This is a genomic window from Ruegeria sp. BI7 (assembly GCF_056537925.1).
On sequence record NZ_JBQFSK010000001.1, the window covers coordinates 937,185 to 953,842 of the forward strand.

General features: G+C 55.9%; 21 protein-coding genes and 1 other RNA gene. 11 read left to right on the forward strand and 11 right to left on the reverse strand.

The annotated features are described in order from the left end of the window. Nucleotides 1-63: 63 nt before the first annotated feature. Nucleotides 64-945, forward strand: coding sequence for a fructose bisphosphate aldolase (locus ACR0JB_RS04635; protein ID WP_170393951.1), 882 nt, complete (start codon nucleotides 64-66; stop codon nucleotides 943-945). Nucleotides 946-951: 6 nt separating this feature from the next. Here ACR0JB_RS04635 and ACR0JB_RS04640 read toward each other — a convergent pair whose 3' ends face one another. Genes ACR0JB_RS04640 through fumC form a run of 4 tightly spaced genes read right to left on the reverse strand, consistent with a single transcriptional unit; the run spans nucleotide 952 to nucleotide 3,402 of the window. Continuing rightward, a complete protein-coding gene (locus tag ACR0JB_RS04640; protein WP_170358347.1) occupies nucleotides 952-1,554 on the reverse strand; it encodes a DNA-3-methyladenine glycosylase I in 603 nt (200 codons plus the stop codon). A 59-nt stretch (nucleotides 1,555-1,613) separates the two neighbouring features. Then, entirely contained in the window at nucleotides 1,614-1,835 is a 222-nt protein-coding gene (locus ACR0JB_RS04645; protein WP_170348623.1) for a ribbon-helix-helix domain-containing protein, read from the reverse strand. Then, a complete protein-coding gene (locus ACR0JB_RS04650; RefSeq protein WP_170393954.1) occupies nucleotides 1,832-2,008 on the reverse strand; it encodes a DUF4169 family protein in 177 nt (58 codons plus the stop codon). The genes ACR0JB_RS04645 and ACR0JB_RS04650 overlap by 4 nt, the downstream gene beginning before the upstream one ends. Next, entirely contained in the window at nucleotides 2,008-3,402 is a 1,395-nt protein-coding gene (fumC, locus tag ACR0JB_RS04655) for a class II fumarate hydratase (protein ID WP_170393956.1), read from the reverse strand. Before fumC ends, ACR0JB_RS04650 begins: the two co-directional genes overlap by 1 nt. A 243-nt stretch (nucleotides 3,403-3,645) precedes the next feature. Here fumC and ACR0JB_RS04660 point away from each other — a divergent pair, with 243 nt between their 5' ends. Continuing rightward, nucleotides 3,646-4,161 (forward strand): PH domain-containing protein, encoded by a 516-nt coding sequence (locus tag ACR0JB_RS04660; protein ID WP_254437337.1) that lies wholly within the window; start codon nucleotides 3,646-3,648, stop codon nucleotides 4,159-4,161. A 12-nt stretch (nucleotides 4,162-4,173) separates the two neighbouring features. Here ACR0JB_RS04660 and ACR0JB_RS04665 read toward each other — a convergent pair whose 3' ends face one another. From ACR0JB_RS04665 to ACR0JB_RS04695, 7 genes are all read right to left on the reverse strand, one after another. Next, nucleotides 4,174-4,632 (reverse strand): SspB family protein, encoded by a 459-nt coding sequence (locus ACR0JB_RS04665; RefSeq protein WP_170393958.1) that lies wholly within the window; start codon nucleotides 4,630-4,632, stop codon nucleotides 4,174-4,176. A gap of 76 nt (nucleotides 4,633-4,708) precedes the next feature. After that, entirely contained in the window at nucleotides 4,709-5,962 is a 1,254-nt protein-coding gene (chrA, locus tag ACR0JB_RS04670; protein ID WP_480789714.1) for a chromate efflux transporter, read from the reverse strand. Then, nucleotides 5,959-6,774, reverse strand: coding sequence for a chromate resistance protein ChrB domain-containing protein (locus ACR0JB_RS04675; protein WP_170393962.1), 816 nt, complete (start codon nucleotides 6,772-6,774; stop codon nucleotides 5,959-5,961). Before ACR0JB_RS04675 ends, chrA begins: the two co-directional genes overlap by 4 nt. A 128-nt stretch (nucleotides 6,775-6,902) precedes the next feature. After that, a complete protein-coding gene (locus ACR0JB_RS04680; RefSeq protein ID WP_170348630.1) occupies nucleotides 6,903-7,334 on the reverse strand; it encodes an ester cyclase in 432 nt (143 codons plus the stop codon). Between the two features lie 100 nt (nucleotides 7,335-7,434). Continuing rightward, nucleotides 7,435-7,782: a transfer-messenger RNA gene (gene ssrA / locus ACR0JB_RS04685) on the reverse strand. Nucleotides 7,783-7,818: 36 nt separating this feature from the next. Beyond that, the gene (locus tag ACR0JB_RS04690) at nucleotides 7,819-8,181 is read right to left on the reverse strand and encodes a DUF4345 family protein (protein WP_170348631.1); all 363 of its coding nucleotides are present in this window, start codon (nucleotides 8,179-8,181) and stop codon (nucleotides 7,819-7,821) included. Between the two features lie 10 nt (nucleotides 8,182-8,191). Next, on the reverse strand, nucleotides 8,192-8,923 hold the full coding sequence (locus ACR0JB_RS04695) for a FadR/GntR family transcriptional regulator (protein WP_170348632.1): 732 nt from the start codon (nucleotides 8,921-8,923) through the stop codon (nucleotides 8,192-8,194). 86 nt (nucleotides 8,924-9,009) lie between these two features. On the opposite strand from ACR0JB_RS04695, the gene ACR0JB_RS04700 reads away from it, so the two are divergent. From ACR0JB_RS04700 to dxr, 9 genes are all read left to right on the forward strand, one after another. After that, nucleotides 9,010-9,801 (forward strand): DUF2182 domain-containing protein, encoded by a 792-nt coding sequence (locus tag ACR0JB_RS04700; protein ID WP_170358364.1) that lies wholly within the window; start codon nucleotides 9,010-9,012, stop codon nucleotides 9,799-9,801. Nucleotides 9,802-9,805: 4 nt separating this feature from the next. Further along, nucleotides 9,806-10,510, forward strand: a complete 705-nt coding sequence (locus tag ACR0JB_RS04705; protein ID WP_170393967.1) for a DUF1326 domain-containing protein — start codon at nucleotides 9,806-9,808, stop codon at nucleotides 10,508-10,510. Beyond that, nucleotides 10,492-11,016 carry a DinB family protein gene (locus ACR0JB_RS04710; RefSeq protein ID WP_254437320.1) on the forward strand — a complete coding sequence of 175 codons (525 nt, stop codon included), beginning with the start codon at nucleotides 10,492-10,494 and terminating at the stop codon, nucleotides 11,014-11,016. The genes ACR0JB_RS04705 and ACR0JB_RS04710 overlap by 19 nt, the downstream gene beginning before the upstream one ends. Continuing rightward, nucleotides 11,017-12,120 (forward strand): dimethylsulfoniopropionate demethylase, encoded by a 1,104-nt coding sequence (locus tag ACR0JB_RS04715; protein ID WP_170505210.1) that lies wholly within the window; start codon nucleotides 11,017-11,019, stop codon nucleotides 12,118-12,120. A gap of 99 nt (nucleotides 12,121-12,219) precedes the next feature. Then, the gene (gene acuI, locus ACR0JB_RS04720) at nucleotides 12,220-13,215 is read left to right on the forward strand and encodes an acryloyl-CoA reductase (RefSeq protein WP_170348637.1); all 996 of its coding nucleotides are present in this window, start codon (nucleotides 12,220-12,222) and stop codon (nucleotides 13,213-13,215) included. A gap of 186 nt (nucleotides 13,216-13,401) precedes the next feature. Beyond that, nucleotides 13,402-13,965 (forward strand): ribosome recycling factor, encoded by a 564-nt coding sequence (frr, locus tag ACR0JB_RS04725; protein WP_170348638.1) that lies wholly within the window; start codon nucleotides 13,402-13,404, stop codon nucleotides 13,963-13,965. An 8-nt stretch (nucleotides 13,966-13,973) separates the two neighbouring features. Beyond that, nucleotides 13,974-14,705, forward strand: coding sequence for an isoprenyl transferase (locus tag ACR0JB_RS04730; protein ID WP_170577549.1), 732 nt, complete (start codon nucleotides 13,974-13,976; stop codon nucleotides 14,703-14,705). Next, a complete protein-coding gene (locus ACR0JB_RS04735) occupies nucleotides 14,702-15,484 on the forward strand; it encodes a phosphatidate cytidylyltransferase (RefSeq protein ID WP_480789715.1) in 783 nt (260 codons plus the stop codon). Before ACR0JB_RS04730 ends, ACR0JB_RS04735 begins: the two co-directional genes overlap by 4 nt. Beyond that, the gene (dxr, locus tag ACR0JB_RS04740) at nucleotides 15,484-16,656 is read left to right on the forward strand and encodes a 1-deoxy-D-xylulose-5-phosphate reductoisomerase (protein WP_480789716.1); all 1,173 of its coding nucleotides are present in this window, start codon (nucleotides 15,484-15,486) and stop codon (nucleotides 16,654-16,656) included. The genes ACR0JB_RS04735 and dxr overlap by 1 nt, the downstream gene beginning before the upstream one ends. The last annotated feature ends 2 nt before the right edge of the window (nucleotides 16,657-16,658 follow it).

The following is a 16,658-nucleotide window of genomic DNA, read 5'->3' on the forward strand; positions in this document are numbered from 1 at the left end:
TCGCCCGCCGCCTTGCTGTATGCGAGTGCAAAATGCGGAATCATTGTTAAACGGGAAAGTCTTATGTCCAAAGCAGAACAGCGCGAGCAGATGTCCAACGGCGCGGGTTTCATTGCGGCCCTGGATCAAAGCGGCGGGTCGACGCCCAAGGCGCTGGCTCTTTATGGGGTTGAGGCCTCGGACTATAGCTCGGACGAGGAAATGTTCGGTGAAATCCAGAAGATGCGCGCCCGCATTATTCTGGCTGACGATTTTACCAAGGACAAAGTGATCGGCGCGATCCTGTTCGAACGCACGCTGGGCGAGGAAATCGATGGCCGCAAAGTCGCCGATTACCTGTGGTCGCAGAAAGGTATCGTGCCGTTCCTGAAGATCGACAAGGGTCTGGAAGATCAGGCCAACGGTGTACAGATGATGAAACCGATTCCTGGCCTGACGGAAACACTGGCCAAGGTGGATGGCGTGTTCGGCACCAAGGAACGCTCGGTGATCCATGAAGCCAACGCCGAAGGAATTGCCGCCGTAGTTGCCCAGCAATTTGACGTCGCGCGCGTGGTTGTTGCCGCAGGCATGGTTCCGATTGTCGAGCCCGAAGTGAACATCAATTCCGCCACCAAGGCCGAGGCCGAGGAAATTCTGAAGGCCGAAATCCTGAAGAACCTCGATCAACTGGACGAGGGGCAGGACATCATGCTTAAACTGACCATCCCTACCAATGCCAACCTGTTCGACGAACTGGCCGACCACCCTCGTGTTGTCCGCGTAGTGGCTTTGTCTGGTGGTTATTCAACCGAGCAAGCCTGTGATCTGCTGAACCAGAACGGCAAGATGATTGCGTCGTTTTCGCGCGCGTTGACCGAAGGGCTGTCCAAACAGCAATCAGATGCTGAGTTCAATACGGCTCTGGGCGGCAATATTGACAAGATCTTCCGCGCCTCGGTCTAAGAGGCGCTATTCCGGCTTGATGAATTCGCGGCGCATCTGCGCCGCTTTTTCACGCATGGTACAGCCGATTGCGTGGTCGTTGACCAACCCCATGGCCTGCATGAAAGCAAATACCGTGGTTGGACCAACAAACTTCCAACCGCGTTTTTTCAAATCCTTCGACATTGCAATGGACTCGGCGGAGGTTGACGCAGTTTGCGGCGCAGGCGGGTTGTCGGCCTCGTATCGCCACACATAAGCGGCCAGAGAACCCTCGGCCACGATAAGGTCCTGCGCGCAGCGGGCATTGTTGATCACGGCCTCGATCTTGCCGCGATGACGTATGATGCCTTCGTTCTGTAAGAGACGCTCGATGTCTGCATTAGTAAATGCAGCTACAGCGTTAAAATCGAATTGATTAAACGCTTTGCGAAAATTCTCGCGCTTGTTCAGTATTGTTCGCCAACTAAGTCCGGACTGAAAGCTTTCAAGGCACAGCTTTTCGAACAATCGCTGATCGTCCGCGACCGGATAGCCCCATTCTTGATCGTGATACTCAAAGAACTCAGGGGCGGCTTGGCACCAAGCGCAGCGCGGTTGTCCATCGGGTCCGGTTACAGTCTTGCTCATATGATGTACCCCTTTTGTTCCGGATCAGGGTACATGCAAAGGAAACAGGGTGACAAGCATCAATCGCGGGTGCGGTACCAATTCAGAACATAGACGCGAATGGCTGAAGCTAGACCGATATCGGGGTCACGTTCGACGTCAATCTCAGCCGCCAACGCATTTATTGCCATTTCTTTTTCTTTCGAAATGTCGCGAAAGGCTTGCCAGAACTCATCCTCAAGGGACACCGAAGTGCGATGACCTTTCAAAGTCAGTGAGCGTTTGACCGGGCGACCGCTCATTCATCCAACTCGTGATTGTCCATGTCGCGGCGCTGTTTGTCCTGCTCGAACTTGGCCTCGGCCTTTTCGACCTTGTTGCGCCCGAATTTTACAGCGTTCTGGTCGGCGCGGGCCTTTTTCTCGGCCCGAGCCTTTGCTTTTCTGTACCGGTTCAGATTGACCGGCTTACCCATCAGTCTTTCGGGCCGATCATATGTTCAGGACGTACGACTGCGTCAAAGGTTTCTTCGTCGACAAAGCCCAGCGCGATGGCCTCTTCCTTGAGGGTGGTGCCATTTTTGTGCGCGGTTTTGGCAACCTTTGTGGCGTTGTCATAGCCAATCGTCGGGGCCAGAGCGGTCACCAGCATCAGCGATTCCTTCATCAGCTTGTCGATGCGCGGCTCATTAGCCTTGATGCCCAGCAGCATCCGCTCAGTAAAGCTGTCGGTTGCGTCGCCCAGCAGTTGAATCGATTGCAACAGGTTATAGGACATCATCGGGTTATAGACGTTCAGCTGGAAGTGCCCCTGCGAACCGGCAAACTTCATCGCGGCATCATTGCCCATTACATGGGCAGCCACCTGAGTCAGAGCCTCGGCCTGTGTCGGATTCACTTTGCCCGGCATGATCGACGAACCGGGTTCGTTTTCCGGCAGGATCAACTCACCCAGACCTGAGCGCGGCCCCGATCCCAGCAGGCGGATATCGTTGGCGATCTTGTAGCAAGAGCCCGCGATGGTCGCCAAAGCACCCGACAGGAACACCATTGCGTCATGGGCGGCCAGTGCCTCGAACTTGTTCGGTGCGGTGATGAAGGGCAGGCCGGTGATGTCTGCCATGTTCTTGGCCACGGCCTCATCCCAGCCGTTATGGGTGTTCAAACCAGTACCAACAGCCGTACCACCTTGCGCCAGTTCATAAATTCCGGGCATCGACGCATGGACACGGGCGATACCCTGACGGATCTGGTGCGCATAACCGCCAAATTCCTGTTCCAGCGTCAGTGGCGTCGCGTCCTGAGTGTGGGTCCGGCCGATTTTGATGATGCCTGCAAACTCTTTTGCTTTGGCTTCCAGCGCCGAAGCGAATTTTTCAAGACCCGGCAACAGCACATCGCGCACGCTCATCGCGGTAGCGATATGCATGGCGGTGGGGAAGGTGTCGTTCGACGATTGACCCATGTTGCAGTGGTCGTTGGGGTGAACAGGCTCCTTCGAACCAATAACGCCGCCCAGAATTTCGATCGCGCGGTTGGCGATCACCTCGTTCGAGTTCATGTTCGACTGCGTACCCGAACCGGTCTGCCAGACGACCAGAGGGAAATTGTCGTCAAACTTGCCTTCGATCACTTCGCCAGCGGCTTGAATGATGGCATCTGCGATCTTTGCATCCAGCTTACCAATGGCTTTGTTTTCCATCGCACAGGCTTTTTTGATCACGCCCAGCGCGCGCACGATGGCAACGGGTTGCCTTTCCCAACCGATCGGGAAGTTCATGATTGATCGCTGCGTTTGGGCACCCCAATACTTGTCAGAAGGAACCTCCAACGGGCCAAAGCTGTCGGATTCGGTGCGGGTCTGAGACATCTATCACTCCGTAGTGTATACGTTCGTATGCCATTTACCCGCAACATAGTTGCAGAGCAATCGGCCAGTTGCGCGCACCATAAACTTAAGGGTGCCAGAGGTATAGGTGGAAGGGACGGTGAAATTTCTTGTGAATCGCATTGTGCGTGCATACGTGTCCGCTACAATAATAGGATCACCATATTGGAGGCTCCGGTGGGCAAATTGGTTCAGACTTATTTCTTGAAATATATAGTCTTTTCGCTGTGCTTCCTGTTTTTGATCGCATTATCTGGCGTTCCTGTCCAAGCGGCGGATATTTCGCCTTTTGTCGGCGACTATGTTGGATCTGCAAGTGTTGTCGATGATGACGGTACCGAAACGCCACGCGACATGAGCGTGTCGATTCACGAGATGAAGAACGGTTTTAACATCAGTTGGACCACAACGACCTACAAGGCGGATGGCCGCATCAAGGAACAGAAATTCTCGATTGATTTCAAACAGTCCGACCGGGCAGATGTATTTTCGGCTGCGATGAAACGCAATGTGTTTGGACACGAAGTACCGCTTGACCCGATGCAAGGCGAACCTTTTGTCTGGGGCCGGATCCAAGGTGATACTCTAACCGTATTTTCGCTGTTTATCGGCGAAACCGGCGACTATGAATTGCAGCAATACGACCGTACATTGGCTGAGGGTGGTCTGGACCTGTCGTTTTCGCGGTTCCGCAATGGGGAAAAGTCCCGTTCGGTCGAGACTTTTCTTAAAAAACAATAGTCTATTGAGCAATTATTTACGGAAACTGTCCAGCGAGACGACCTCGGCGTCTTGTTGATCTGCCCCTTCCTCAACCTCGATTGATTCCTCGACGATGGGGTCGGCTTCTTCCTCATCATCGGGGCTTTCAAACCGCAAGCCGAATTCGACGGATGGGTCGACGAAGGTTTTGATCGCCGCATAAGGGATGTATAGCGGTTCCGGTGCGTCTCCAAAGTTCAGCGTGATGGCAAAGCCTTCGTCGCCGACCTCTAGATTTTCGAACCAGTGCTGCATGACGATTGTCATCTCTTCGGGGTACCGCTCGCGCAGCCAATCCGCCAGCTGAACGCCATCCTGACGCGTATCAAAGGTGATAAAGAAATGATGCGTCCCAGGCAGGCCATTATCGGCAACGCTGTTTAGAACGGATTTGATGAGCCCGCGCATCGCGGTGTGCATCAAGTTTCCATAATCGATGTCTTGCGACATGTGTCATCCTCAAAAGTGGTTACCCTCAGCATAGGGGATTTCGACGGAAACGAAAGACCGGGTATGCGAGGATTGTTCAAAGGAAGTGAATTCCCGTTCCAATCATGGCCATGATGGCCAGAGTTGTTGCCATCCCAAATTTAAACCTAAAAATCAATAGCCCAGCCAATAGTGTCAGGATCAGAGCGGCAGGATCCAGGGTGGCTGGATCGGGCCTGGGGATGGTCACCGGACCCCAGGACTGTTGGGGAATAGTCTGAAACAGAACGTTCAGGCTGAACCACACTGACAGGTTAAGAATCACACCTACCACAGCGGCAGTAATCCCGTGCAGCGCGGCGGACAACCTTGGACGGGACGCCAATTGGTCCAGATAGGGGGCGGCCAAAAAAATCCAAAGAAAACACGGTACAAATGTGGCCCAAAGGGCAACCGCTCCAGCCGCAATCGCAAGCGGCGCCCCGCCGTTGATTTGACCGGTCAACATGGCGACAAACTGTGTCACCAGAATCAACGGCCCCGGAGTCGTTTCGGCCAGACCCAGCGCGTCGATCATCTGATCTGTGCTGACCCATTGATATTTTTCAACCACGGTCTGGGTCATATAGGCCAGAACGGCATAGGCCCCGCCAAACGTGACAACGGCAAGGCGAGCAAAAAACCAGCCCAGATCGCTCAACAGTTTTTGTCCCGCCAAGGTCAATGCCAACAGTGGCCCCAGCCACAGGGCCAGCCAGATTGCGGCGGTGCCGAGCATGCCTTTGGCCTGTGGGGCAGGGGGTGCATCTGCGGTAGTGACCTCGCCGTTAAAGGTGACATAGCCCCAGATTGCTGCCGCCAGAATGATCAGCGGAAAGGGAAGGTTCAGCGCGAAAATCGCAAGAAAACCCAACCCTGCGATCACTCGATGCTGCTTGTCGGTCAGCGCTTTGCGCGACAGGTTCCTAAGAGCCTGAAGAACGATGACAATCACAGTTGCTTTCACACCCAAAAACCCAGCCTGCACCACTGGCAGGTCGCCAAACGCAGCATAAAGCCCCACGAGAATGGCGATGACAAACGCACCCGGTAGTACGAAAAGGGCACCTGCGATCAACCCGCCGGTCACACCACGCAGACGCCAACCGGCATAAGTGGCCAGTTGCATGGCCTCGGGGCCGGGCAGAAGCATGCACAGGGACAAGGCGCGCAGATAAGCCTGTTCGTCCAGCCACGGGCGTCTCTCGACCAGTTCCTGGTGCATCAGTGAGATTTGCGCGGCCGGCCCTCCGAACGACAACAACCCGATGCGGCCAAACACCCGGACAAGTTCTGAAAGGGATGGCGTCATGATTTGCGATCCGTTGGCCAGTCGTGACCCTCGTCAAACGCGTCCCGTGCCCAGCGGTACAGCGCGTCATACAGATGCAGCCCAGCCTCGAGGTTCTGGTGATCATCGCGGTATTGACGTGACAGGCCGACCGAGATTGCCAATAGTCCGGTAGCTTCGGGGGCGAGATCATGGCGATTGGTGTCGGCGGCCCGAACGACCGTGGCTAATCGGTCAAGCGCGGGCATGTGCAGCTGAAACTCGTCCAGCATGGTGTCAAAGGTGCAGCGATCCTGTCTGTGGGACCAAAACGTATCCTCTATATCGAACGGCGTTGCGTCAAAGGCCTCGGCGGTGGCTTGCACCTCGGACGGTGCCACGAATAGAAACTGCGCGTCCGGGTCGACAAAGCGGCGGATCAGCCAGGGGCATGCGATCCGATCGATTTTGGGCCGGTGACGCGTGACCCAGACGGATCGACCACCCTCGTGCCATGGTACGGCCGAGGCTGGAACCCGCGGCGCGTCGGGCATTTCCCGCCAGCCAAACATACCACCTTCCAGGTATTCCGCCACACAACCTTTGCTGCGCAGCCAAGAGACAACCCCTTGGCTGAGCTTTTTGCCCTTTTGGCAAATGATGACAGCCGCACGGTCGCCAATCTTTTCGGCGATCCCGTCGATATCTTTGGCGGAATGACGCAATGAGCCGGGGATTAGATAGGGGTCAGCTGTGAAATCCTCATCGAGACATATGTCGACCAAAACCGGAGCCTGTGGTGTTCCGATTAGGCGCATCAGCTGTTTAGGTGTAATTGAATTGGGCGCAGGCATAGCATGTCTCCTGTTTTGGGCGGATACATGCGAAACTTGGGCTGGCGCCTCACGGGGCGTTCGCAATCTTACCCCATGATCTTTGCTTACGGCTAAGCGCCAAAGGGGTCAAGATTGCCTGAACCGTGTTACGCCCAATCTAGCCTTTGACCTGTCATGCAGACAGGCAAAGTGTCTTGCGGAAACTGCCCGAGTTGTTCGAACAAAGAGATGAAGTCGAATTGGTTATAAGCCTCGACCATGCGACCGTCCTTGACCCGCGCGAACACACTGCCCGTGGCCTTTAGTGGAGCGCCATTGTCCGCCCGCGTCGTGCTGACATGCAAAATGGCAGAAACCCAGTCCCCATCTTCGACGATCTTTGGAATTTCAACCTTGATGTCCCCAAGAACGTGACGAAATGCCATGACCAGATCGCGGAAATCATCCGCGCCGACTTGCATTTCGGGGATCAACCCTTCGGCCATCGTATCAGCGCTAAAGTACTGATCTATCGCATCAAGGTTCCCGTTTTCCCAAACCTCGGAATACCATCCTTTGACGACATCTGTATGGGACATCCCGACTCTCCTTTTTCTGTCGGGGTCAGCATGAGACCAAAGGGTGAATAAACTCTGAACGTGAACAAGATCAGAGATAAACCGCAGACATTAGGGAGAAAATGCAGGTTTCTGTTGCCAGGTACCTGCGAACCCCGCCTTACGCGGCTAGGCGCAAGGACTTAAGTTTCGGTCTTGTTACTGCTTACGCAGCAACTGCAACCGGAGCACGATTGTCGTTTGCAATTGTACTATTTTCGCCGGTAACGGTGGCAGACAGCCGAGACAAAGCTAACCCCTTTAGACGTTCGTCGATCCTATTTCGGCCCCAAAATCCTCAAACGAAGGATGGTTGGTGGAGCCGCCGGGTACCGCCCCCGGGTCCGATCCGCTTATTACGAGCGCGTTTATGTCCATAGTCCCGAAAGACATATCCTATATAGGTGAGCGCGCGCGTGGATGCAAACCAGGAATTCCAATCTACGCTTGCTTTAAAAACAGATGCTTACGCAGCCCTGTTGATGTTCGCCAAGATCAACCACAGCGCCAGGGCCAATTCGATTCCTCCGAATGTCATAGCTTTGATGAGTGGCGGATTGTCAAAAATGACCGAGACAAACCTCCCAAGCGCCGCGCCCGCATAAACAACGCCCAACATGGCATAGGCCATGGGATTGTTCAGCCACAGCACCACCGCGCCGGTTACGACAAATAGCCCACCGACTGATGCACGCATCTCGCTAAGACCCATGTTGCTGTCGGTTGGTGTCAAATCCAATGAGGCCGCAGTGAACGCGGGCGCCAGAAAACCGAAGAGGCCAAAACCTATGGTCAAGAGGGCGGCAATTACGTTCAGAGCTGTTGTCATCTGTCCCTCATCAAGCAGGTTTACGATGTTGCTGGGCGACATCCTGGGCCAGCTTACGGGTGTATTCTTCTAGCTCAACTAGTTTTGCATCTACCTTTGCCGCATCCCTTTCTTCCAGCGCATCGGCAATCTGATTGTGCAAGGAGATGATTTGTTCACGCGATCGGGCGGTGAAGGTGATCATGTTCATCAAGGGCTGCATGGCCTCGACAGCGCCGGCCAACTGGTAAGAGAGCACCGGGTTGTCGGCACCATCTACCAAGGCCCGATGGAATGTGACGTCTGAAGCGCAAAAGGCCTCATCCGAAAGCCCAGGCTGTGCCTGACGGAAAATCTCGGCCCGCATGGTGGCCAGTTGATCCGAAGTACGGCGTTGCGCAGACAAGGGCGCGCAGGCGCGTTCCAACGAAAATCGGGCCTCGCAGGCAGTATCAAAGCTGACCGCATTCATCGACAACAACAGTGTTGAGGTCGTGATTTGCTGCGAATACGCGTCCTCAAAGCTGATCCGATTAACAAAAGCCCCCCCGCTGGCGCCCCGCTGCGTTCGGATCAAGGATTGCGCGGCTAGACGTTTCAATGCCTCGCGCACCGTGGGGCGTGAGACCTGAAACTGATCGGACAGTTCTGCCTCGGACGGCAAACGCTCATCCACGATCAATTCACCCGAGATGATGGCATCACGGATGGCCTGCGCGATTTGCGCAGACAAATCGGCGGGTTTTCGTGGGTCGATTTTCATATTCCGGGGACCGTTGGTAAGATTTTATTTGTCTGACATTTAAAAGTCTGACATTTGAATTGCAAGGACTGAGTCGGGAGGGACGCATGAGTCGCGCAGTTCTACGCAGCGGTTTGTGGCTTGGGTTTTACAGCCTGATTCTGTGGGCCTGGTGGATGATGTTCACCATGAGCCGCGGAATGGATCTGGATTGGATCGGGCGCCCCGGCCCAATGGGGCAAGCGATGGCCGCCATGGATCCGCGCATGGATATGTACATGCCGATGGCCGAATTTAGCCCGCTGTTCTGGATGTGGGCCATCATGATGGCCGCAATGATGTTGCCGACCCTTGTGCCGACCTTGCGCAGCTATGATGACCTGATCCACAGCGCAAATGGCACACGAGCTGGTTGGCTGGGCGTTCTGGCGGGGTATTTCATCGTCTGGGTCGGGTTCGCGGCGCTGATCACGGGGGTTCAGCTGGTTTTACTGTTCGGTGGCGTTGTCGACATGCTGGGCATCGCCAAATCCAGCTTTGTGGCCGGTGGTTTGATGATCGCAGTTGGCGCTTTTCAGTTCACCCGCGCGAAAGAGGTCTGCCACGGAGTTTGCCACGCGCCCATGACCTATTTTCTAGTTCATTGGAAAACCGGTTTCACAGGCGGGTTGCGCATGGGCCTGGGGCTGGGTGCCTTTTGCGTCGGATGTTGTTGGGGCTTTATGGCGCTGGGTTTCGTTGGAGGCGTCATGAGCTTGCTTTGGATGGGGTTGGCGACTCTGTTCATGGTTTTGGAAAAATTGCCTCAGATCGGTCACGCAGTGACGCGACCAATGGGGTTTGCTCTAGTTGCAGGGGGAATTCTCCTGTTGATCTATCCCTTTATTTTCGGAGGATAAGTATATGGCTAAGAACAGAAAACCTGAAGCCGACAGGTTGCCTATCAGCCAACGTATCGACAGTCGTATGCCAAATCCCAAGCGGCGTGAGATGAGTCCGACTGATTGGGTCATCAAGGGAGAGTTGATCCTCAACTGCTCGTGCGATGTGTTTTGCCCCTGCGTTGTATCGCTAGGGGCGCATCCTCCGACCGAAGGGCATTGCCACGCGTGGATGGGGGTCATCATCGATGAAGGCCATTACGAGGGCGAGGACCTGTCGGGTTTGAACGTTGGTCTGCTGGTCGATATTCCCGGTCGCATGGGCGAGGGCCAGTGGAAAGTCGCGGCTTATGTCGATGAACGCGCTAGCGGCAAGGCCTATAACGGTCTGCTGCAAATCTTCAGCGGGCAGGCGGGCGGTACAACTGGTCTGTTCACTATGCTGGTCAGCGAGATCATCGGGGCCGAGCGGGCCCCTGTCCAGATCGAACGCGATGGCAACAAGCGCCGCATCGTAATCGGTCGCAAGATTCAGGGCGAGATTGAGATGTTAGCGGGTAAAGACCCCGAGCATCCGGTGATGGTTTCGAACTCGAAATACTGGATGGGACCGGATATCATCGTAGCGCGTGGAACCAAATCCAAGGTGCGTGATTACGGCCGCGTCTGGGATTTCGGCGGTAAGTCGGCCGAGATTTGCCCGATTGAATGGCATGGACCAAAATAATGATCACCGGGGCTTATGCACAGGAAATGGCGCGGTATAATCAATGGCAGAACAGCCAGTTGTCCGCTTTTCTTCAAGACCTGACGCCCGAGGAGTTAGCGAAAGATCGCAGCGCTTTTTTTGGCTCGATCATGGGGACTGCTAACCATCTTTTGTGGGGTAACTGGATTTGGATTTCGCGTTTTGATCAGGGCGATGGTCCAGGTGGCGGCATCCCGGAAAGTGTGTCTTTGTGCGCTGATCTGGCCGAGTGGTTGCCGCTGTGCAAAACAGTCGACGCCCGCATCTCCAATTGGGCTGGATCGCTTGAAGAGGACCTTCTGACTGGTGAATTCACGTGGTTCTCGGCGGCAAAAGAAGCTGACGTTACATTGCCTTACGCACAATGCGTCATCCATATGTTCAACCATCAGACCCATCATCGCGGGCAATTGCACCAAATGCTGACCGAGACCGGATCAGCCGCACCTGTTAGCGATTTGGTGTTTATGCCAAAGGAGGTTTGAATGCCGCAAATTTCCTTATCCCGCCGGTTGCGGCGCACGCCCTTCTCAGACGGTGTCGAGGCTGCGGGAGTTAAAGCATACACGGTCTATAACCGCATGTTATTGCCCACAGTTTTCGAAAACGTCGAGGCAGATTACAGGCATCTGAAATCCCACGTTCAGGTCTGGGATGTTTCCTGTGAACGGCAGGTTGAGCTGCGCGGCCCGGACGCGGGCAGATTGATGCAAATGCTGACGCCGCGTGATCTGCGGGGGATGCTGCCGGGGCAGTGCTTTTACGTGCCCATCGTCGATGAAACCGGTGGGATGCTGAACGATCCTGTGGCGGTGAAGTTGTCCGATGATCGTTGGTGGATTTCCATTGCCGACAGTGACCTGCTTTTTTGGGTCAAAGGGGTCGCCAACGGGTATCGGCTGGATGTTCTGGTGGATGAACCCGACGTGTCGCCCTTGGCAGTTCAGGGGCCCAAGGCGGATGATCTGATGGCGCGCGTTTTCGGGGATCGCGTGCGGGATATCCGGTTTTTTAAATTCGATATGTTCGACTTTGAAGGTCGCGACCTGGCCGTGGCTCGGTCGGGTTATTCGAAACAGGGTGGGTTCGAGATCTATGTCGAAGGCACTGAAATAGGCATGCCGTTGTGGAACGCCCTTTTTGCGGCGGGTGAGGACCTACAGGTACGGGCGGGCTGTCCCAACCTGATCGAGCGGATCGAAGGTGGTTTGCTGTCTTATGGCAATGACATGACCGACGACAACACGCCGCACGAATGTGGTTTGGGCAAGTTCTGCAATACTCACACCGCGATTGGGTGTATCGGTCGGGATGCATTGTTGCGTGTGGCTAAGGAAGGCCCGGTACAGCAGATTCGCCCAATTGCGATTGAGGGCAACGCAGTGCCGCCCTGCGATCGACCGTGGTCTGTGTTCGCAGGTGGAAGGCGTGTGGGGCAGGTGACCTCAGCCGCGTGGTCCCCGGATTTCGGGACGAATGTCTCAATCGGTATGCTGCGATTAAGCCACTGGGAAGCAGGAACGATTGTCGAGGTTGAAACACCAGACGGCATGCGCCGCGCCACAGTGCAGGAGCGTTTCTGGATCTAAGGGAGGGTTTGGGCGTCGCCCTCGTCGCTACACGGCGCACCCGAACTCATTCAGCCAGGCGTAGAACGGCCTGGCGCTAGGAAAACGAAAGGAAATCGGATGTTCAACGCATTGGTGATGGAAAAGGATGAAGAGAGCGGCTTGGCCAGCCCCTCGGTCAAGCAGTTGTCTCTGGATGATTTGCCAAATGGTGACGTGACCGTGGCGGTCGAGTATTCGACGGTGAATTACAAGGATGGTTTGTGTACGTCGCCAAAGGGTGGCGGGCTGGTGCGCAACTACCCACATGTACCGGGCATTGACTATGCCGGGACCGTCGAAGCGTCATCAGATGACCGCTATAAGCCCGGTGACAAGGTAGTTTTAACCGGCTGGCGCGTGGGTGAGGCGCATTGGGGCGGGTATTCGCAAAAAGCCAATGCGCTGGCCGATTGGTTGGTGCCCTTGCCCGATGGCTTGGATGCGCGCCAGGCAATGGCTGTAGGCACGGCCGGATTTACTGCGATGCTGGCTGTGATGGCGCTTGAGGATCACGGAATGACACCCGATCACGGGCCGGTTTTGGTAACCGGGGCCGCAGGTGGGGTCGGATCTGTGGCCACGGCCATTCTGTCCAATCTTGGCTACGAAGTGGCGGCTGTTACCGGTCGGCCCGAGGCGGGGGATTACTTGAAATCTCTGGGGGCCAGCACAATCGTCCCGCGGGAAGAGCTGAACGAAACCACCAAGCGGCCTCTGGAAAGCGAAAGCTGGGCTGGCTGCGTGGATGCGGTCGGAGGAGAGATGCTGGCGCGTGTCCTGGGGCAGATGAAATACGGCGCCTCGGTCGCGGCTGTGGGGTTGGCGGGTGGTGCTGCTTTGCCTGCGACGGTCATTCCATTCCTTCTGCGCGGCGTAAATCTGCTGGGCATCGACAGCGTGATGCAGCCTTATGAAAATCGCGTCCGGGCGTGGCAACGTATCGCCACCGATCTGCCGATGGATAAGCTTGAGGCAATGGTTCAGCCAGCAACCCTTAACGATCTGCCTCAACTGGGCGCCGATATTCTGAAAGGTCAGGTCAAAGGCCGCGTCGTCGTTGACGTAAACGCCTGATCGGAAAAGCTTCCTTCAGACCCGCCGACTAGGATGTCGGCTGGTCTGTTTGGTATTTTATCAACCGAAAAAATGCTGAAGACACCTCTGGTCAATGGCGCATTTCCACATCATCATTGCTATACATCCCAATTGCAATGGCTTAGAAGCCATGCAAACAGCACCTGAATATGGGGAGTGAGCAGCATGTCTGACGATTTCGAACTGGATACCGATGATCTGAAACGGCGCATGGAAGGCGCCATGGCCAACCTCAGAACCGAATTCGCCTCGCTTCGGACCGGGCGGGCGTCGGCCTCGATGCTTGAGCCGGTGATGGTGGATGCCTATGGCTCGATGACTCCGATCAATCAGGTTGGGACGGTGAATGTACCCGAACCGCGCATGGTGACCGTCAACGTCTGGGACAAGGGTCTGGTGGGCAAGGTCGAAAAGGCGATCCGCGAAAGCGGGCTGGGGATCAATCCGCAGCTGAACGGTACGATCATCATGCTGCCGATCCCGGAACTGAACGAAGAACGCCGCCGCGAATTGGGCAAAGTTGCCGGGCAATATGCTGAACACGCCCGTGTCTCGATCCGGAATGTGCGCCGCGACGGGATGGATCAGGTCAAAAAAGCCAAAGCGGACGGTATGTCCGAGGATGATCAGAAATTCTGGGAATCCGAGGTTCAGGACCTGACCGATGAGATGATCAAATCTGTAGACGCCGCGCTTGAGACCAAGCAGGCCGAGATCATGCAGGTCTGAGACAGGGAATGCTCAACACCCCTCATACTTCGCCCGCGCTTGGGCCGCGCCATGTCGCTATTATCATGGACGGAAATGGTCGCTGGGCGCAGGCGCGTGGTCGGCCAAGGCTGTTTGGACACCACGCCGGGGCGCGGCGCGTGCGCGAGGTGGTTGAGGCCTGCCCGGAACTTGGAATCAAATACCTGACGGTTTTTGCCTTTTCGACTGAGAATTGGAAACGCACGCAGGCTGAGGTTGCCGGGCTGATGAGCCTATTTCGGCGCTACATCATCAAAGAAACCCGGACTCTGAAGGAAAATGGTATCCGGGTTCGGTTCATTGGGGATCGCGTTCGATTGGACGCCAAGCTGATCGCCTTGATGGACGCGCTGGAAGAAGAAACCAAGAACAACGATCTGGTACACCTGACGGTCGCCCTGAATTACGGCGGTCGGGATGAGGTTGCGCGGGCCACCAAACGTCTTGCGCTGGACGTAGCCGAAGGACGGTTGCGCCCCGAAGAAGTTGATGAAGAAACTCTGCCCAAGTATCTGGACACGCATGTTCTTCCTGATCCCGATCTGGTTATCCGGACCAGTGGTGAGGCGCGGATATCGAATTTCCTGCTGTGGCAATCGGCCTATTCCGAATATGAATTCATCGACACGCTCTGGCCGGATTTCACAGCGGCCGAGCTGGAACGGCTGTGCCGCAACTTTGGCTCTCGCGAGCGCCGGTTTGGGGCAGTGCGGGTATGAGCGACGGCCGATGGTCTGACCTAAGCGCCCGGATTCTGTCCGCAGCCGTTTTAATTGCCATCGGTTCGGTCGAGGTTTGGCTGGGCGGCCTTTGGTTCGAAGCATTCATCGCAATTGCCTGCGGTTTGATGACCTGGGAGCTGGTGCGGATGATCGACCCGGACAAGGTCGGCGTGCGCGTTCAGCTTGGCATTCTGACCGGAGTGGCCGTCTTGATCAGCTACCACGTGCCGCCGCTTTTTAAGCTTCCGGTTCTGGTGGCTCCGGCTTTGGTTGGGGCGGGGCAGGTCGGTCGTTCGAAAACGATTTATGCGCTATTTGCCGTCTGGATTGCGGCATCTGGTCTGGGCTTCATCTCTATCCGCGAGACGATGGGTTTTGGCTGGATGGTTTGGCTGATTTCGGTGGTCGTAGCGACGGATGTAGCTGGGTATTTTGTTGGCAAAACCTTTGGGGGCCCTAAGTTCTGGCCCAAGGTCAGCCCCAAGAAAACATGGTCGGGCACTGCCGGAGGCTGGGCCGCAGCAGCCATCGTGGGGGCTGTTTTTGCGATCTATGCCGGATTTGGGTTCATGTTTGTTGTGATTTCGGTTTTGGCCTCGATGGCCAGTCAAGCCGGAGATATCGTCGAAAGTGCGACCAAACGGAAATTCGGGGTCAAGGACAGTTCGAACCTGATCCCGGGACATGGCGGATTTCTCGACCGGTTTGACGGGATGATGGGGGCGGCCTTGTTCGTTCTGATCGCGGGAATGATTTACTCCCCCGGGGGCATGTAATGCGCAGAGTTTCCATTTTCGGCGCGACCGGATCGGTCGGACAGAACACAATCGACCTGATTGACCGGAATCCGTCGGCCTATGACGTGGTGGCATTGACCGGCGGTGCAAATATCGAAAAGCTGGCCGACGATGCACGCCGACTGCAGGCTGATTTGGCCGTGACCGCGCATGAGGATCAGCTCGAGGACCTGCGTGCTGCACTATCCGGCAGCGGTGTCGAGGCTGCGGCCGGACAGGCTGCGCTGACCGACGCGGCAGCGAGGCCAGCGGATTGGGTTATGTCAGCCATCGTCGGTGCGGCCGGATTGCCACCGGGTCTTGAGGCATTGAAACAAGGTGCGACCCTAGCCCTGGCAAACAAGGAAACGCTCGTTTGTGCCGGACCGTTGGTGTTGGAAACGGCGCGAAAACACAATGCCCGACTTTTGCCGGTGGACAGCGAACACTCTGCCGTGTTTCAGGCGCTGGCGGGCGAGGATATGGATGCAGTTGAACGGATCATTATCACCGCCAGCGGTGGCGCGTTCCGCGATTGGCCGTTGAGCGATCTGGTCAATGCCACGGTCGAGCAAGCCTCGAGCCATCCGAACTGGGATATGGGTCAGCGGATCACCATAGATAGCGCTTCGATGTTCAATAAAGCACTCGAAGTGATCGAAACGCGGGAATTCTTTGGTGTTTCCCCTGATCAGATCGAAGTGTTGGTGCATCCCGAATCCATCGTGCATTCGCTGGTTGGGTTCAATGACGGCGCGGTCATGGCTCATATGGGCGCACCGGATATGCGCCATGCAATTGGCTATGCGCTGCACTGGCCGGATCGGCGCAAGCTACCGGTCGAACGTCTGAACCTGGCGAAACTGGGTCAGTTGCGCTTTCAGGACCCGGACGAGACCCGCTATCCAGCGCTGCGCCTCGCCCGTAACGTGATGCAACGCGGCGGTCTGTCAGGTGCGGTGTTCAACGCCGCGAAAGAGCGGGCGCTGGACCTGTTCATCGCACGCCGGGTCAGTTTTCCAGAGATGGCCCAGATCGTTGAAAGTGTATTGGACAGATTTGAGACGTCAGACGGCCTTCTTGATGCCTCTTTAACCCTTGATAACGTACTGCAAACGGACCATCTGGCACGTAAGTGGGCAGAAGAAGCCGTGATGCAGAAAGCAGGATAGAA

Bases quoted from the DNA above. Each gene is read 5' to 3' on its own strand.
- ACR0JB_RS04635 (WP_170393951.1), top strand. From the start codon at position 64: ATGTCCAAAGCAGAACAGCGCGAGCAGATGTCCAACGGCGCGGGTTTC.
- ACR0JB_RS04640 (WP_170358347.1), bottom strand. From the start codon at position 1,554: ATGAGCAAGACTGTAACCGGACCCGATGGACAACCGCGCTGCGCTTGG.
- ACR0JB_RS04645 (WP_170348623.1), bottom strand. From the start codon at position 1,835: ATGAGCGGTCGCCCGGTCAAACGCTCACTGACTTTGAAAGGTCATCGC.
- ACR0JB_RS04650 (WP_170393954.1), bottom strand. From the start codon at position 2,008: ATGGGTAAGCCGGTCAATCTGAACCGGTACAGAAAAGCAAAGGCTCGG.
- fumC (WP_170393956.1), bottom strand. From the start codon at position 3,402: ATGTCTCAGACCCGCACCGAATCCGACAGCTTTGGCCCGTTGGAGGTT.
- ACR0JB_RS04665 (WP_170393958.1), bottom strand. From the start codon at position 4,632: ATGTCGCAAGACATCGATTATGGAAACTTGATGCACACCGCGATGCGC.
- chrA (WP_480789714.1), bottom strand. From the start codon at position 5,962: ATGACGCCATCCCTTTCAGAACTTGTCCGGGTGTTTGGCCGCATCGGG.
- ACR0JB_RS04675 (WP_170393962.1), bottom strand. From the start codon at position 6,774: ATGCCTGCGCCCAATTCAATTACACCTAAACAGCTGATGCGCCTAATC.
- ACR0JB_RS04680 (WP_170348630.1), bottom strand. From the start codon at position 7,334: ATGTCCCATACAGATGTCGTCAAAGGATGGTATTCCGAGGTTTGGGAA.
- ACR0JB_RS04690 (WP_170348631.1), bottom strand. From the start codon at position 8,181: ATGACAACAGCTCTGAACGTAATTGCCGCCCTCTTGACCATAGGTTTT.
- ACR0JB_RS04695 (WP_170348632.1), bottom strand. From the start codon at position 8,923: ATGAAAATCGACCCACGAAAACCCGCCGATTTGTCTGCGCAAATCGCG.
- ACR0JB_RS04700 (WP_170358364.1), top strand. From the start codon at position 9,010: ATGAGTCGCGCAGTTCTACGCAGCGGTTTGTGGCTTGGGTTTTACAGC.
- ACR0JB_RS04705 (WP_170393967.1), top strand. From the start codon at position 9,806: ATGGCTAAGAACAGAAAACCTGAAGCCGACAGGTTGCCTATCAGCCAA.
- ACR0JB_RS04710 (WP_254437320.1), top strand. From the start codon at position 10,492: ATGGCATGGACCAAAATAATGATCACCGGGGCTTATGCACAGGAAATG.
- ACR0JB_RS04715 (WP_170505210.1), top strand. From the start codon at position 11,017: ATGCCGCAAATTTCCTTATCCCGCCGGTTGCGGCGCACGCCCTTCTCA.
- acuI (WP_170348637.1), top strand. From the start codon at position 12,220: ATGTTCAACGCATTGGTGATGGAAAAGGATGAAGAGAGCGGCTTGGCC.
- frr (WP_170348638.1), top strand. From the start codon at position 13,402: ATGTCTGACGATTTCGAACTGGATACCGATGATCTGAAACGGCGCATG.
- ACR0JB_RS04730 (WP_170577549.1), top strand. From the start codon at position 13,974: ATGCTCAACACCCCTCATACTTCGCCCGCGCTTGGGCCGCGCCATGTC.
- ACR0JB_RS04735 (WP_480789715.1), top strand. From the start codon at position 14,702: ATGAGCGACGGCCGATGGTCTGACCTAAGCGCCCGGATTCTGTCCGCA.
- dxr (WP_480789716.1), top strand. From the start codon at position 15,484: ATGCGCAGAGTTTCCATTTTCGGCGCGACCGGATCGGTCGGACAGAAC.